The sequence below is a fragment of the Limnohabitans sp. 2KL-3 genome (genome assembly GCF_001269405.1).
Classification (GTDB): Bacteria; Pseudomonadota; Gammaproteobacteria; order Burkholderiales; family Burkholderiaceae_C; genus Limnohabitans_A.
In genome coordinates this window covers 86,742-101,471 of the sequence record NZ_CXON01000002.1, presented here as the reverse complement: position 1 = coordinate 101,471, position 14,730 = coordinate 86,742, and the positions used below count along the sequence as shown (strand labels likewise).

The following is a 14,730-nucleotide window of genomic DNA, read 5'->3' as shown; positions in this document are numbered from 1 at the left end:
GACATGAGCCAACTCTGGGACACCTCCGGCATCGCGCCGCAAAAAAATGTCGTCATGGTGGGCGAGACCATCCCCGCCATTTTCTGGAACGCGGTGGCCGCACGCGGGCCGAATGTTTGGATGCGCCAAAAAGACCTGGGCATCTGGCGCAGCTGGACCTGGAATGAGACCGCGCAAGCCGTGCGCGAAATCGGCCACGGCCTGATGGCGCTGGGTTTTGAGGCTCGGCACACCGCCTCCATCTTGTCCAACACCAACATCGAATGGGTGCTGTGCGACCTGGCCGTGCTCAGTGCCGGTGGCGTGTCCAACGGCATTTACCCGACCGACGCGGCCGAGCAGGTGCACTACCTGTGTGAAGACTCGGGCACCCGCGTGCTGTTTGTCGAAGACGACGAGCAGCTCGACAAGGCCCTGGCCGTGCGCGACACCTTGCCTTTGTTGCAAAAGATCGTGGTGTTCGACATGGACGGTTTGCGCGACTTCCATGACCCCATGGTCATCAGCCTCAAACAGCTGCAAGCCTTGGGCCGCGAACATGCCCAGCAGCACCCCGACATGCTCACGCAGCGCAGCGCTGCCTGCAAACCGGAAGATTTGGCCATCTTGGTCTACACCTCGGGCACCACCGGCAAGCCCAAGGGCGGCATGCACAGCCACCACGGGCTGGTCTACACCGTGCGCGGCTACAACACTTTGATCGCCCGCGACGAGCGTGACGAATGCATGTGCTTCTTGCCGCTGTGCCACATCGCCGAGCGCATGGGCGGCGAGTACTTCTCGATGTACACCGGGGCCAAACTCAACTTTGTCGAAAACCCCGAGACGGTGCCCGAAAACGTGCGCGAAATCGCGCCCACCGTGTTCACCGCCGTGCCCCGTGTGTGGGAAAAGTTCTATTCGGGCGTGATGATCGCGCTGAAAGAAGCGGGCGGCTTGCAGCAAGCGGTGTACGGCTGGTCGATTGGCGTGGGCCAGCAGGTGGCCGATTTGGTGTTGGCGAAAAAGCCGGTGCCCACCAGCCTCAAGCTGCGCTTTCATGTGGCGCGTTTGTTGGCCCTCAACAATGTGCGCAAGATGATCGGCATCCACCGCGCGCGATTCTTGGTCACGGGTGCAGCCCCGATTTCCCCCGATTTGGTGCGCTGGTATTTGGCGCTGGGCTTGCCCATGCTCGAAGTCTGGGGCATGACCGAGACCTGCGGTGCCGCCACGGGCGTGCCCGCTGACCGCATCAAACCCGGCTCGATCGGCCCAGCGGCCGAGTACAACGAAATGCGTCTGGACCCGGTCACCAGCGAGATTTTGGTGCGTGGCCCCAACGTGTTCATGGGTTACCTGAACCTGCCCGAAAAAACCGCCGAGACCATCGATGCCGACGGCTGGCTGCACACGGGCGACGTGGGCGTGGTGGACGAGGAAGGGTTTTTCCGCATCACGGACCGGATGAAAGACATCATCATCACAGCCGGGGGCAAGAACATCACCCCGAGCGAGCTGGAAAATGAACTGAAATTCTCGCCCTACGTCACCGACGCGGTGGTGATTGGCGACAAGCGACCTTATTTGACCGTGATCATCATGATCGACCAGGAAAACGTGGAGAAATACGCGCAGGACAATGACGTGCCCTTCTCCAACTACGCCAGCTTGACGCACAGCGCCGAAGTGCAGGGTTTGATCCAAGCCGAAGTGGACCGCGTCAACAAGAAGTTTGCCCGCGTGGAGCAGATCAAGAAATTCTGGCTGCTCGACACCCAACTGACGGCCGAAGACGAAGAACTGACCCCGACCATGAAGCTCAAGCGCAAACTGGTCGAGAACAAATACGCGCCCCAGATCGATGCGATGTACCGCTGATTTTTACCCATCACCCACAGGAGACCTGCAACATGAAACTCAAACTCAGCCTCGTCGCCGCTGCGATGGCCTTGACCGCTGGCGCGGCCATGGCCCAGACGCAAGGCGTGTCCAAAACCGAAATCACGCTCGGCTCCATCCAGGATTTGTCGGGCCCACTGGCCGGCTTTGGCAAGCAGGTGCGCCTGGGCATGATGCTGCGCGTGGACGAGGCCAACGAGCAAGGCGGCATCAATGGCCGCAAGTTCAAGCTGCTGGTCGAAGACTCGGCCTATGACCCCCGCCGCGCCGTGCTGGCCGCGCAAAAGCTGGTCAACCAGGACAAGATTTTTGCCATGATTGGCCACATCGGCACGGCGCAAAACATGGCCGCGATGCCTGTGCAGTTCCAAAAGAACGTGATCAACTTCTTCCCCGTCACGGCCGCGCGCGAAATGTACGAGCCCTTCCACAAGCTCAAGTATTCGTTTGCTGCCACCTACTACGACCAGATGCGTTTGGGTGTGCCGATTCTGGTGAAGGAAAAGAACGCCAAGCAAATCTGTGCCATGCACCAGGATGATGAATTCGGTCTGGAAGTTTTCCGTGGTGCCGAAGCAGGTCTGAAGACCATGGGCATGCAGTTCGCCGAAGTCACTACCTACAAACGCGGCGCGACCGACTTTGCCTCCCAGATGCAAAAGCTGGCCTCGTCCAAGTGCGACTTCGTGGTCATGGGCACCATCATCCGTGAAACCATTGGCGGCATTGCCACGGCTCGCCGCTTGGGCTTCAACCCGACCTTCCTGGGTTCAAGCGCAGCCTACACCGACCTGATCCACAAGCTCGGTGGCCCCGCCATGAATGGTTTCTACGCCACCATGTCGACCCAGCACCCCTACCTGGACGAGGCGGCACAGCCCATCCGTTTCTGGGCCAACAAGTACAAGACCAAGTTCAACGAAGATCCCACCGTGTTCTCGGTTTACGGCTACAACGCCATCGACTCGTTCATGCGCGCCATTGAAAAGTCGGGTGCCAACGTGACCACCGAAAGCATCATCAAGGCCATGGACACCATGGTGATCCCACCCGATATTTTCGGCACAGGCGAGATGACCTTCACCGCCACCAAGCGTTTGGGCAGCAATGCCTCGCGCATGTCGCAGATCACCGACGGCCGCTGGAAAGTGACCTCGGGCTACTTCAGCGACAAGAAGTAAAGCCTGCAGCGATCGCTGCATGACAAAAACCGCCAGCGCTCGCAAGCGCCTGGCGGTTTTTTTGTGAACAATCGGTGCCTGGATACGCCTGCCTTGGAGCGACGCCGTTTGTACACCACCCGCAGATGCCAGCGGCGTTTGTGCAGCACACTCGATCAAAAAGCCCACCTGCTCTGACAATAACCAAACCCTGTAAAAGGGGCCAGTGAATTTCTGCACGTTGTTGGACCACCCCCCAACAGGGACGTTTTCTGTTGTGACCTTGGTACCTGGAGAAAATTGGCTCAAGGACCTGGTCACTCAGAGCCAAAATCTCAAGATGAATGGCTGGGTGTGCATGGTCAACACGGCTGCATCCGGCATTGAAAGAAGGGTTGGCCCAGCGTGCTGCACAAGGTATTCGCGAGGCGGTATGGTTTTTTGCACAGACCCCCGGATGGATCGAAGAAAAAAATTACTCATGCCGTCGACAGATGTTCTACCTCTGTGCCCGTGGCCAGGGCCCGCAAACAGCACTGAATTCCAGTGCAACACTCTTGTTTTTAAGGAATGTTAATTCCAATAATTCAGTAAAAATAAAGTCCTTCAGTCGTTGCAAGCGACCCGGCGTCAGGAATCATCCTCACGCCATGTGGCCGGACTTTCTGGCTGATGAATTGTCTTTAATAACAAAGAGGTGTTTTATGGAAACCATTGCCCCCCTGTGGCTTTGGGCCACGTTTGTGGCCATTGTGTTGGTGTCGCTGTTTGTGGATTTTGTGGTGCTCAAAAAGCAGGGTGCCCATGACATTGGCGTCAAAGAGGCACTGAACTGGTCCCTGATCTGGATCGCGCTGAGCTTTTTGTTCAATGGCTTGTTTTGGTGGGCCATCAAGGACACCACGGGTTCGGTGGAAATGGCCAACACCAAATCCTTGGAGTTCCTCACCGGTTACCTGATTGAAAAATCACTCGCAGTGGACAACATTTTTGTCTTCCTGATGATCTTCACCTACTTTGCGGTGCCCACTAATTTCCAGAAACGTGTGCTCATGATCGGCATCATTGGTGCCATCGTGCTGCGCACGGTGATGATTTTGGTGGGGGGCTGGTTGTTGGCCGAGTTCCACTGGGTGCTGTATGTGTTCGGGGTTTTCCTGATCCTCACCGGTGTGAAGATGTGGTGGGCTGCAGGCAAAGAGCCTGATCTGGAAGACAACCCCGCACTCAAGTTGCTGCGCAAGGTGTTGCCGGTCAGCAAAAACTACGATGGTGAAAAATTCTGGACCGTGGAAAACGGCAAGAAGATCGCCACACCGCTGTTCATGGTGATCTGCCTGATCGCCTTGACCGATGTGATCTTTGCGGTGGACTCCATCCCGGCGATTTTTGCGATCACCTCAGACCCGTTCATTGTCTTGACCAGCAACGTGTTCGCCATCTTGGGTTTGCGTGCCATGTACTTCCTGCTGGCCGCTGTGGCCAACAAGTTCCACTTGCTCAACTACGGTTTGGCTGTGATCCTGGTGTTCATTGGCACCAAGATGTGCTTGATCGATGTGTTCAAGATTCCGGTGGGTGTCTCGCTGGGTGTGGTGGTGGGCATTCTGGCCGCGACCATGCTGCTGAGTGTGCGCTCGGCCAAAACCTGACGCGCTGCGTTTGTGAACAAGCCTCCAGGGTCACAAGCCCTGGGGGCTTTTTCACGTCTGCCGCTGAGGCGCTTTAATGGGCCGAAACGCTGGCCTGCAAGAGACGCTGCACCAGCGGGTGTTGCACTTTCTTTTCGGTGCCGATGGCAAAAAAGTTTTCTTTGACGCCCTCACAAGGCCCCAGGCGCTGCACCTCGTAGTGGGCCAACAATTCGTCGTGCACCCATTCGGCCGCTGGAAAAACGCCCATGCCGCTTTCACCAAAGGTCTTGAGCAAGGCGCTGTCTTCAAACTCACCCACAATGCGCGGCGTGACGCTGTGGTGCTCAAACCAGTGGTCCAGTCGGGTTCGCACGGCCGTGTGGCCCGTGGGCAGCAGCACCGGCACATCGGCCAAGCTGCTTGGAAACTTCTTTTTAGCCGATTTGACGAGTGCTGCACTGCCGTACCAAGACACTGCCGATGAGCCCAGCGCATGGTTGTAGAGCTTGATGTTGGCGTTGCTTGGGGCTGGACGGTCTGACAGCACCACATCCAGTCGGTGCAGCGCCAAGTCGCCCAAGAGTTCGTCAAACTCGCCTTCATGGCACAGCAGGCGCAAATGGGGTTCTGCCAAAACGGGTTGCAACAGGCGTCGCACCACCAGCTTGGGCAAACCGTCTGAAATGCCCACGGCCAGACGTACAGTGGGGGAACTCACCGCATCGCGCACTTTGGCGGGCAAATTTTCACCCAGCTGAAAAATTTGGTCGGCTTGTTGCATGGCGGCCACGCCTGCATCGGTCAGTACCAATCCTCGGCCAGCGGGTTTAAGCAAGGCGTAACCCAAAGAGCGCTCGAGCTCGCGCACCTGGGCACTGACGGTTTGCACCGCCATGTCCAGCTTGTCGGCCGCTCGGGTGATGCCCCCTTCCTTGGCGACCACCCAAAAATAGTACAGATGCTTGTAGTTGAAGGTGGTTCTCATGGTCGATGAATCAGGGGTTTGATCGAATGATTATCAGTTTTTTCATGCACATTCACAGGCCACTGCACCTGTCGCACAAAAGCCAAGCAAGTGGACTGTGAACGGTTAAATTGCCAATTGAACTTTCACAGGCCATTCCATGAACCTCCTGAGCGCACTTCGCCCGGCCCTTCCCATTTTGCTTGGCGCGGCGCTGATGCTGTCTGTCAGCATGGGTCTGCGCCAAAGTCTGGGGGTCTTCATGCCGGCCTTGACCAAAGACTTGGGGATTTCGGTCTCGCAGTTCACCTTGGCCATTGCGGTGCAAAACCTGGCTTGGGGTTTTTTGCAGCCCTTTGCCGGGGCCTTGGCGGTGCGCATAGGTTACCGACCGTTGATGATGGCGGGGGCGGCCTTGTACGTCACAGGCATGGGCACGCTTTGGATGGCACAAGGTCTTTGGGGGGTGACCTTTGGGGCAGGGCTCGCCATTGGCGCTGCCATGGCGTGCAATGGTTCGGCCATCGCCATGGCTGTGGCCTCGCGTCCGGTCTCGCCTGCCTTGCGCAGCACGGTGTTGGGCATCGTCTCGGCGGCCGGGTCACTGGGCGCTTTGATGGCGGCCCCCATGGGGCAAATGCTCGCGCAAGCCCATGGCTGGCGCGTTGGGGTGGCCGGGTTTGTGGTGTTGGCCTTGATCATTTTGCCGGCCGCATGGTTTGCGGGTCGAGTTGATGCCTTGCCTGTGCCGCCATCGCCCGCAGGAGAAAAAGACAATGCCCGGGACATGGCGGTGTTTGCGCTCAAGCACCCGCCGTTTGCAGTCATGACGGTGGCCTATTTTGTGTGCGGCATGCAATTGGTTTTTTTAACCACGCACCTGCCTTCTTACCTTGACCTGTGTGGCCTGGACCCCATGCTCAGCGCCCAAGCCTTGGGCATGATTGGTGGCTTCAACGTTTTGGGCAGTCTGTTTTTTGGATGGGCTGGCGGGCGTTACAACAAGCTCTTGTTGTTGGGCGGCATTTATGTGCTGCGATCCATGGGACTGGCATGGTATTTTTTGGCGGTGCCCACGCCGGAAAACACCTTGGTTTTTGCCGCCATCATGGGTTTCCTGTGGCTGGGTGTGGCTCCCTTGGTCACGGGTTACATTGGCGAAACTTTCGGCTTGAAATGGCAAGCCATGCTGGGGGGGATCGCTTTCATGAGTCACCAAGTGGGCAGTTTCATGGGCGCATTGGGTGGTGGTCTGGTATTCGATGCCATGGGCTCTTACAACCGCGCCGTGCAAGTCGGCGTGTGTGTGGGTTTGTTGGCTGGCATGGTGCAAATGGCCTTTGCTTTGAAGGCCGAACTGCCACCTGGGCAACCCAGATTGGCGTGATCCAAGTGGCTTGAGGTCGAATCGCTCGCTTGAGATGCGAGAGATTGAGAGAGCGAGCCCTCATCGTGGTTTTGAGGGCGAGGCTCACGCACATGTTGGGGTGCTTCCACTCTGTGGCAAGCGCCTAACTTTCATTTTTTTGGCCAAGTGAAAGTTAAAAAAATTTAATTATTTAAAATAAAATAAAAAATAACATTTAAATAATTTTGATGCATAGGAGCGCTTGTCGATGAAGTCGGCAATTCATGGCTCCCAGGTGCATCCCTTTCATACCCGCCATGAGCCATCCCCACGGTAGAAGCAACAACTTCAATGCCTTGCGCTTTTTGTTTGCCAGTCTGGTGATCTTGTCGCATGCGCCGGAGCTTCAGGACGGTGACAGAAGCCGTGAAGTTTTGACGCAAATTTTTGGCACGATTTCTTTTGGTGAGATGGCGGTGCAATGCTTCTTGCTCATCAGTGGCTATTTGATTGTCAAAAGCTGGCAAGAGCGGCCACAGGTGGCGGTGTTTTTGACTCACCGAATTTTGCGCATTTACCCGGGTTTTGTGGCGGCCTCTTTGGTGTGTGCTTTGCTGATAGCGCCTGTGTTTGGTGCCAGCGATTACTGGGCCCAGTTCAAAATGGGCGACTACCTCAAATCCTTGTTGTTCCTCAAGCAGCCGGCCATTCCGGAGGTGTTTGCGGGCAGCCACTACGCGGCAGTCAATGGGTCGATGTGGTCGATCTCTTATGAATTCAAGTGCTATTTCATCGCCTTGGTGTTTGGCTTGCTGGGGGGCTTGAAAAAGAGAAACGTGTGGCTGGCCTTGGCCATTTTTTGCACAGTGGTGCACGTCATCAACCGCTCTGGATGGGCCAATCTGCCCTCTGATTTGACGATTCGCTTGCTCATGGCGTTTGCGTATGGCGGGTGTTTTTACTTGTATGAAAACGCATTGCCTTGGCGTTCTTCTTTGGCTGGCTGGGGTCTTTTGCTGATGGCTGTGCTGTTGTTTTTTCCGATGACGGCGCAGCCAGCCTTGTGCCTGTTGGGCGGCTACGCCATCTTGCACTTTGCCAAGTCCGGCCCCACTGTTTTAGGGTTTCATCGTTGGCCTGACATTTCTTATGGCGTGTACCTTTACGCTTGGCCATTGAACAAAATATGGCTCTGGTACTTTCCAGAAATGAACCTGGCCGCACTGGTGCTGCTGGTGTTTTGCAGTTCGGTGCTGGCCGGTTTGCTCAGCTGGTATGCGGTCGAAAAACCTTGTTTGAAACTCAAAGCGCTGTTGCCTCGATCCCCAGCATGAGGTCCTGCGCGGTGGCAAGGGGAAGACTCTTGTAGGAGCCCACCCTGTGGGCGATGGGGCGTGGAACGCGCCCTTCACTGGATCCAATAAGGCGAGTCCCCCGGCCTCGGACACGCGGTTTAAATCCCCAACTGCTTGGCCGCCAGCTCTTTCATGATCTCTTCGGCACCGCCGCCGATCATCATCACTTTCACTTCGCGGTAAACCCGCTCGCTCACCGTGCCGCGCATGTAGCCCATGCCGCCCAGCAGTTGCACGGCGGCATCGGCGCAAAACTGCATGGTTTGGGTGGCGTGGTTTTTGAGCAGGCACACCTGGGCCACCCACTCGGCACCGGTCTGGCCCGCATCGGCTTGCTGCGTCACGGCATCCACCCAGGCTTGGGTGGAGGAGATGCGCATTTGCATGTCCATCAGTTTGTGGCGGATCGCTTGCCGCTCGATCAAGGCCGCGCCAAAGGTCTGGCGCTGGCGTGCCCAGTCCAGCGCTTCGTCAAAACAAGCCTCAGCAAAACCCAGCGCCATGGCCGACATGGCCAGGCGCTCGCCGTTGAAGTTGCCCATGATCATCTTGAAGCCCGCGCCTTCGTCACCCAGCCGGTAATGCTGGGGCACGCGCACGCCGTCAAAACGCAGCTGCGCCGTGTCCGAGCTGTGCCAGCCCATTTTGTGCAGGCGTGTGCGCGAGATGCCGGGTGTGTCGCCGGGCACCACCACCATCGAGATGCCGCTGGCCCCTTTGCTGGCCGGGTGGGTGCGCACGGCCAGCGTGATCCAGTCGGCGCGCAGGCCCGAGGTGATGAAGACTTTTTCGCCGTCGATCACGTAGTCCGCGCCGTCTGCGCGTGCGGTGGTGCGCAGGCCGGCCACGTCCGAGCCGCCGCCGGGCTCGGTGATGGCCAGCGCCGCGATGCGCTCGCCACGCAGCACGGGGGGCACGACTTCGGCTTGTAGCTCGGCGCTGCCATGCGCCATGACCGGCGGCAAACCAATGTTGAGCGAAAACAGGCTGGCCATCACGCCGCCGCTACCGCCGTATCGCGCCAGGGTTTGCGACAGCAGGTTGCGCGCACGCCAGGGTGCGGGTGTGCCGCCCAAATGCTCGGGGTAGCCCAGGCCCAGCAGGCCCAGTTGTGCGGCCTGGGTGTAAAGCGATCGGTCAAACTGACCGGCTTCTTCCCAAGCGGGCACCTGCGGGGCGATGGCCTGACGGGCAAAGCGCTCCACCGTGGCCTGCAGGCTTTGCAGATCTTCGGTGGTGAAATCGGTGGTGAATCCAGCGGTGCTCATGCAGCGTCCTTCCATTGCACCAGCACCTGGCCGGGGCTCACTTGTTGGCCTACGCTGGCCGAAATGCTGTGCACCACCGCATCGCGGGGAGCACACAAAATGTGTTCAAGCTTCATCGACTCGATCACCAGCACGGCATCACCTTGTTGGACCGATTGGCCTTCTTGCAGATGCAGCGCGATCAGCTTGCCGTTGAAGGGAGCGCGCAAAGACTGCGCGGCTTGGGCGCTGGCGCCTGTGCTGGGCGCGCTGTGGCTTTGGTCGGTGAGCCACAGCTCAAAACATTCGGGGCCTTGCAGCTGAACATGCCACTGCACAGCGTTGGTGGTGCCTCGGCATGCCACGGCGCGGGCGTGCCAGCGGCTGCCGTTCAAGTCGATGTGCAGCTGTTCGGCGATATGCTGAATTCTGGCTTCGTGTGTGGCCTCGCCTGTTTGTATGCGCACACGGCCTTGGCCCAGTTCCTGCAAGTTCAGCGTGAGGGTGTCTGCGCCCAGCCCCAAGCGCACCGGTCGCGTGAAGGGGTTGGGCATGGCGTTTGCAGGGGCTTGGTTGGCATACAGCACGGCCAGCGCTGCCACGGTGCGGGCTTCGTTCGTGGCTTGCAAGCTTTGGCGCACCGCATCGGCCTGTTCGGCCAGGAAAGGGATCAAGGCTTCACCCGCACGGAACATCGGGTGCTGCAAGCACGCAGCCAAAAAGGCGCGGTTGGTGGGCAGGCCCAGCACAGCGGTCTGGTCCAAGCCCGTGCGCAGGCGGTCGATGGCTTCAGCGCGGGTGGGCGCGTGGGCAATCAGCTTGCCCAGCATGGCGTCGTAGTTGGGCGTCACGACTGCGCCCGCGTGCAGCGCATGGTCAAAGCGCAAGCCCTCAGGCGCTGCAAAGGCTTGCACCGTGCCGGTTTGCGGGGTGAAGTGCTCGTCTTCGGCGCACAGCCGCACCTCGATGGCGTGGCCTTGCAGGCGCACATCGGCTTGCGCCAGGGGCAGCGCTTCACCGCGTGCGATGCGCAGCTGCCACTCGACCAAGTCGAGCCCCGTGAGCATCTCGGTCACCGGGTGCTCTACCTGCAGCCGGGTGTTCATCTCCATCAAATAGAAAGGTTTGTCGGCCTGTGCCTCGTCCAGCAAAAACTCCACCGTGCCCGCGCCCACGTAGCCCGCCGATTGTGCGAGGGCAATGGCCGCTTGCCCGAGTTCCTTGCGCAGCGCAGCGCTCACCGCCGGGCTGGGCGATTCTTCGATGATCTTTTGGTGACGACGCTGCACCGAGCAATCGCGCTCACCCAAGTGGATGCAGTGGCCTTGGGCATCGGCCATGATCTGCACCTCGATGTGGCGGGGGCGCAGCAAGGCGCGTTCCATCAGCAAGTCGCCGTTGCCAAAACCGGCCAGCGCTTCGGAGCGGGCGCTGTGCAAGGCGGGCAGCAGTTGCGCCATGTCGGTGACCAGGCGCATGCCGCGCCCGCCACCCCCGGCCACGGCTTTCACCATGAGCGGCAAGCCCAGCTGCTCTGCTTGTGCGGTGAAGGTGGCATCGCTCTGGTCCGCGCCAAAGTAGCCCGGCAAGCAAGGTACACCGTGCTGCAGGGCCAGTGCTTTGGCGGCCGACTTGCTGCCCAGGGCGCGGATGGCCCCGGGCGGTGGCCCGACCCAGGTCAGGCCCGCATCGATGACCGCTTGGGCAAATTCGGCGTTCTCGCTCAAAAAGCCATAGCCCGGGTGCACAGCGTCAGCCCCGGTGGCTTGCGCTGCTGACAGCAGTTTGTCGATGCGCAAATACGAATCGGCCGAGAGCGTCCCGCCCAAGGCGAACGAGGTATCGGCTTCGTGCACATGCAAGGCATCGCGGTCGGTATCTGAATAAACGGCCACCGTCTGGATGCCCATCGGGCGGGCGGTGCGGATCACGCGGCGGGCGATTTCGCCCCGGTTGGCGATCAGCAGGCGGGTGACTTGTGTGGGCAAGGTCGATGTCATGCAGGCTCCTTGCCAGAAAGTGTCCAGGGCGCAGGCTTTTTGCGTGCAAACGAGGCCAGTCCTTGCGCGGCTTCGGCGCTGCGCAAGCCTTGAGCAAAAGCGTGTGCAGCGGCATCGCGCAAGTCGGGCACAGGGCTGCGCAAGCTGCGCAGCAGTTGTTTGGTGCTGGCCACCGCGCCGGGCGCAGCGCGCATCATGCGCGTCAGTGTTTGTTGCCAGGCTGCATCGCTGTCCTCTTCAATCACCTCGTTGACCAGCCCCACTTGCATTGCTTGATCCGCGTTGTAACTCAGGCCTTGCAACAGACACTGGCGTGCCGCACTCTCGCCCAAACGTTGCCACACAAAAGGTGCGATCTGCGCAGGCGGCAAGCCCAGCGTGACTTCGGGCGTGCCCAGCACCGAACGTTTTGTGGCCACCACATGGTCGGCACAGCACACCAGGCCAAAACCGCCGCCCATGGCCGCACCATCGACCCGGCACACCAAGAGTTGGGGCAGGGCGCAAAGGGCATACAGCAGGTCACCGAATCCCCGGTTCATGGCCAGCAGCGGGTCGGTTTGTCCGTCTTGCAGGGGTTGGCCGATCAGGCTGGCAAACCCGCCCAAACTGCCGCCCGCACAAAAAGCACCACCTGCGCCGGTCAGCACCACGATGCGCAGTGTGGGGTCCGCTGCAGCCCGAGTGCAGGCTTGCAGCATGCCGTCCACCACCGCATCGCTCAAGGCGTTGCGGGTGGCCGGGTCGTTCAGCGTCCAGGTCTCGACTGCGCCCTGGCGTTCGATCAACAAAGTGCTGCTCATTTCTGAGGCCGCTTGGCAATGCCCATCATCTTGGCCAGGATGCCCAACATCACCTCGTCCGCCCCGCCACCGATCGAGGCCAGACGCCCATCGCGGTACATGCGCGAGACCTTATTCTCCCAGGTGAAGCCCATGCCGCCCCAGAACTGCAAGCAGGTGTCGGGCACGGTGCGGTTCAAACGGCCCGCTTTGAGCTTGGCCATGGTGGCCCACTCGGTCACGTCTTCGCCCGCGATGTAGTGTTCGCAGGCTTGGTAGGTCAGGGCGCGCAGACACTCCACATCGGCTTTGAGTTCGGCCAGCTTGAACTGCACCCACTGCTGGTCAGCCAAGGTGCTGCCAAACAGCTTGCGCTCTTGCGCCCACTCCACCGTCCACTGGATGCAGTTGGTGAGCGACTGCAGCGTGCTGGCTGCGCACCACAGGCGCTCTTCCTGAAACTGCTGCATCTGGTAGATGAAGCCCTGGCCCTCGGCCCCGATGCGGTAGCGCTGGGGTACGCGCACTTCGTCGAAATAAATCAAGCCCGTGTCGCTGCTGTTCATGCCGATCTTTTTGATCTTTTTGCCCACCTCGATGCCGGGCAGCAGCTTGCCGTTCTCGCGCATGGGCACCATGACGAGACTCTTGTTTTTATGGATCGGGCCTTCCCCCGTGTTGACCAGCATGCACATCCAGTCGGCCTGAAGGCTGTTGGTGATCCACATTTTTTGCCCGCTGATCACGTAGTCGTCGCCGTCCTTGCGGGCCACGGTTTTGATGCCCGCCACATCGCTGCCCGCACCCGGCTCGCTCACGCCAATGCAGCCCACCATGTCGCCCGCAATCGCCGGGGCCAAAAATTGGGCACGCAATTCGTCACTGCCAAAACGCGCCAAGGCGGGTGTGGCCATGTCGGTCTGTACGCCAATGGCCATGGGGATGCCGCCGCAGTCGATGTGCCCCAGTGCCTCGGCCATGGCCATGCTGTATGAATAATCCAAGCCCGCACCGCCAAAGGCTTCGGGCTTGGTCAGGCCCAAGAGGCCCAAGTTGCCCATTTTCTTGAAGACCTCATGCGCAGGAAAGATCTCGGCCGCTTCCCACTCGTCCACATGGGGGTTGATCTCGGCTTCGATGAAGCGCTTGAGCGTGTTCTGGATTTCGCGGTGTTCGTGGGTGTATTGCATGGTGTGTCTCCGTGGGGTGGGTTCAGGGGTGCAGATCGAATTGGCCAATGCTGTGCGCGTGTCCATTGAGGACGATCTCGACGGTGTGGCGGCCCGGGTGGTGGGTGCGGGTGCTCATTTGGCGCAGCGACAGTGTTTTTTCGAGCACGCCATGGCCGTGAGCATCAATCTGCACGGTGCTGCCTTTGAAAACCTTGGGGCTGAGCGTGCCGTTGGCCTTGACGTAAAACACCCGCCAATCGGCCAAGGCGCTGGCCGTCTGTGCCGTGGGGTTGTGCAATTGGCAGCGCAAAGTCACGCTGTCGCCAATGCGGGCTGTGGGCGGTGTGATGCTCGCGCTTTGAACCTGCAAGGGGCTCACTTGCCCGTGGCCAAACAAGGCCAGGGCCTGCGCATCACCCCGTTTGATGGCGGTGCGCAGCGCATGGCGCAACAAGCTTTGCCGCATGGCAGGCACTGGTGCATCGTCCAGCCATTGGCGGGCCAAGCCAGTGAGCAGCTCCGGGTGGTCTTTGCCGATGTCGTTCAGGTGGTTGGCCACCGAGCGGCGCACATACGCCGAGGGGTCGTCGCGCAAGCGGGCCAACAAAGGCAGCACCGGCGTGGGGTCACGCAAAAAATCGGGCAAACGCGCGGCCCAAGGCAAGCGTGGGCGTGTGGCTTCACTGACGGCGCGGCGCACATGCGCACTGTCATCATGAACCCACTGCGCCAGATGGGCCAAGGTGGCCTGGGTGTGTTGCTGCAAAAACGGACGCAGACTGAATTCGGCGGTGAAGCGCTGGGTCAGGGCGTGTTGAGCGTGCAGGGCTTCGGGCAGATGCTGCAGGCCATGGCTGGCGATGTACATGCTGTGCGGCAGATAAAAGAAGCTGCTGGGCACATCGCCACTGGCGGTGGGCTCGCCGTGTTTGTCCAGCCCCATGGGGTGACCCATGGCACCCACCAGCAAAGGGGCGGCCTCTACAAAGTCAGGCGGCAAAAATATCGCCATCACTTGGGCCAGGCGGCGGCCACGGTCCATCAGACCCAGTGCCTCAAAGTCGGCCCCCATGGCCTTTTGCCATTGGCCCCGATGCACTGTGGCCCCGGCTGCAGCCAGCTGCTCACCCAACTGGTGGGCAGCGTCCAGCGAGAGCATCTGCTTCAAATCGGTGGCCATGACAGGG

At 59.8% G+C, this 14,730-nt stretch carries 11 protein-coding genes; 5 read left to right on the top strand and 6 right to left on the bottom strand.

All coding sequences use genetic code 11. The features are described from left to right. Nucleotides 1-3: 3 nt before the first annotated feature. The 3 genes from AMM41_RS02800 to AMM41_RS02790 all read left to right on the top strand — a co-directional run bounded on the left by AMM41_RS02800 (nucleotide 4) and on the right by AMM41_RS02790 (nucleotide 4,693). The gene (locus tag AMM41_RS02800; RefSeq protein ID WP_089952839.1) at nucleotides 4-1,860 is read left to right on the top strand and encodes an AMP-dependent synthetase/ligase; all 1,857 of its coding nucleotides are present in this window, start codon (nucleotides 4-6) and stop codon (nucleotides 1,858-1,860) included. A gap of 32 nt (nucleotides 1,861-1,892) precedes the next feature. Continuing rightward, entirely contained in the window at nucleotides 1,893-3,062 is a 1,170-nt protein-coding gene (locus AMM41_RS02795) for an ABC transporter substrate-binding protein (protein ID WP_089952837.1), read from the top strand. 683 nt (nucleotides 3,063-3,745) lie between these two features. Next, complete coding sequence (locus tag AMM41_RS02790; protein WP_089952835.1) at nucleotides 3,746-4,693, top strand: TerC family protein; 948 nt, start codon at nucleotides 3,746-3,748, stop codon at nucleotides 4,691-4,693. A gap of 73 nt (nucleotides 4,694-4,766) precedes the next feature. Here the strand turns inward: AMM41_RS02790 and AMM41_RS02785 are convergent, their stop codons facing one another. Next, complete coding sequence (locus AMM41_RS02785) at nucleotides 4,767-5,660, bottom strand: LysR family transcriptional regulator (RefSeq protein ID WP_089952833.1); 894 nt, start codon at nucleotides 5,658-5,660, stop codon at nucleotides 4,767-4,769. 139 nt (nucleotides 5,661-5,799) lie between these two features. Between AMM41_RS02785 and AMM41_RS02780 the strand changes: the two genes are divergently transcribed. Together AMM41_RS02780 and AMM41_RS02775 are read left to right on the top strand one after the other, a co-directional pair. Then, entirely contained in the window at nucleotides 5,800-7,026 is a 1,227-nt protein-coding gene (locus AMM41_RS02780; protein WP_089952831.1) for an MFS transporter, read from the top strand. 278 nt (nucleotides 7,027-7,304) lie between these two features. Further along, complete coding sequence (locus AMM41_RS02775; protein WP_194944587.1) at nucleotides 7,305-8,321, top strand: acyltransferase family protein; 1,017 nt, start codon at nucleotides 7,305-7,307, stop codon at nucleotides 8,319-8,321. A 119-nt stretch (nucleotides 8,322-8,440) separates the two neighbouring features. Here AMM41_RS02775 and AMM41_RS02770 read toward each other — a convergent pair whose 3' ends face one another. The 5 genes from AMM41_RS02770 to AMM41_RS02750 are packed head-to-tail and all read right to left on the bottom strand — an operon-like array spanning nucleotide 8,441 to nucleotide 14,723. Next, nucleotides 8,441-9,610 carry an acyl-CoA dehydrogenase family protein gene (locus AMM41_RS02770; RefSeq protein WP_089953566.1) on the bottom strand — a complete coding sequence of 390 codons (1,170 nt, stop codon included), beginning with the start codon at nucleotides 9,608-9,610 and terminating at the stop codon, nucleotides 8,441-8,443. Beyond that, the gene (locus AMM41_RS02765) at nucleotides 9,607-11,589 is read right to left on the bottom strand and encodes an ATP-binding protein (RefSeq protein ID WP_089952827.1); all 1,983 of its coding nucleotides are present in this window, start codon (nucleotides 11,587-11,589) and stop codon (nucleotides 9,607-9,609) included. Before AMM41_RS02765 ends, AMM41_RS02770 begins: the two co-directional genes overlap by 4 nt. After that, nucleotides 11,586-12,392, bottom strand: a complete 807-nt coding sequence (locus tag AMM41_RS02760; protein WP_089952825.1) for an enoyl-CoA hydratase/isomerase family protein — start codon at nucleotides 12,390-12,392, stop codon at nucleotides 11,586-11,588. The genes AMM41_RS02765 and AMM41_RS02760 overlap by 4 nt, the downstream gene beginning before the upstream one ends. Beyond that, on the bottom strand, nucleotides 12,389-13,561 hold the full coding sequence (locus AMM41_RS02755) for an acyl-CoA dehydrogenase family protein (protein ID WP_089952823.1): 1,173 nt from the start codon (nucleotides 13,559-13,561) through the stop codon (nucleotides 12,389-12,391). Before AMM41_RS02755 ends, AMM41_RS02760 begins: the two co-directional genes overlap by 4 nt. A gap of 22 nt (nucleotides 13,562-13,583) precedes the next feature. Further along, complete coding sequence (locus tag AMM41_RS02750; protein ID WP_194944586.1) at nucleotides 13,584-14,723, bottom strand: DNA alkylation repair protein; 1,140 nt, start codon at nucleotides 14,721-14,723, stop codon at nucleotides 13,584-13,586. Nucleotides 14,724-14,730: the final 7 nt, after the last annotated feature.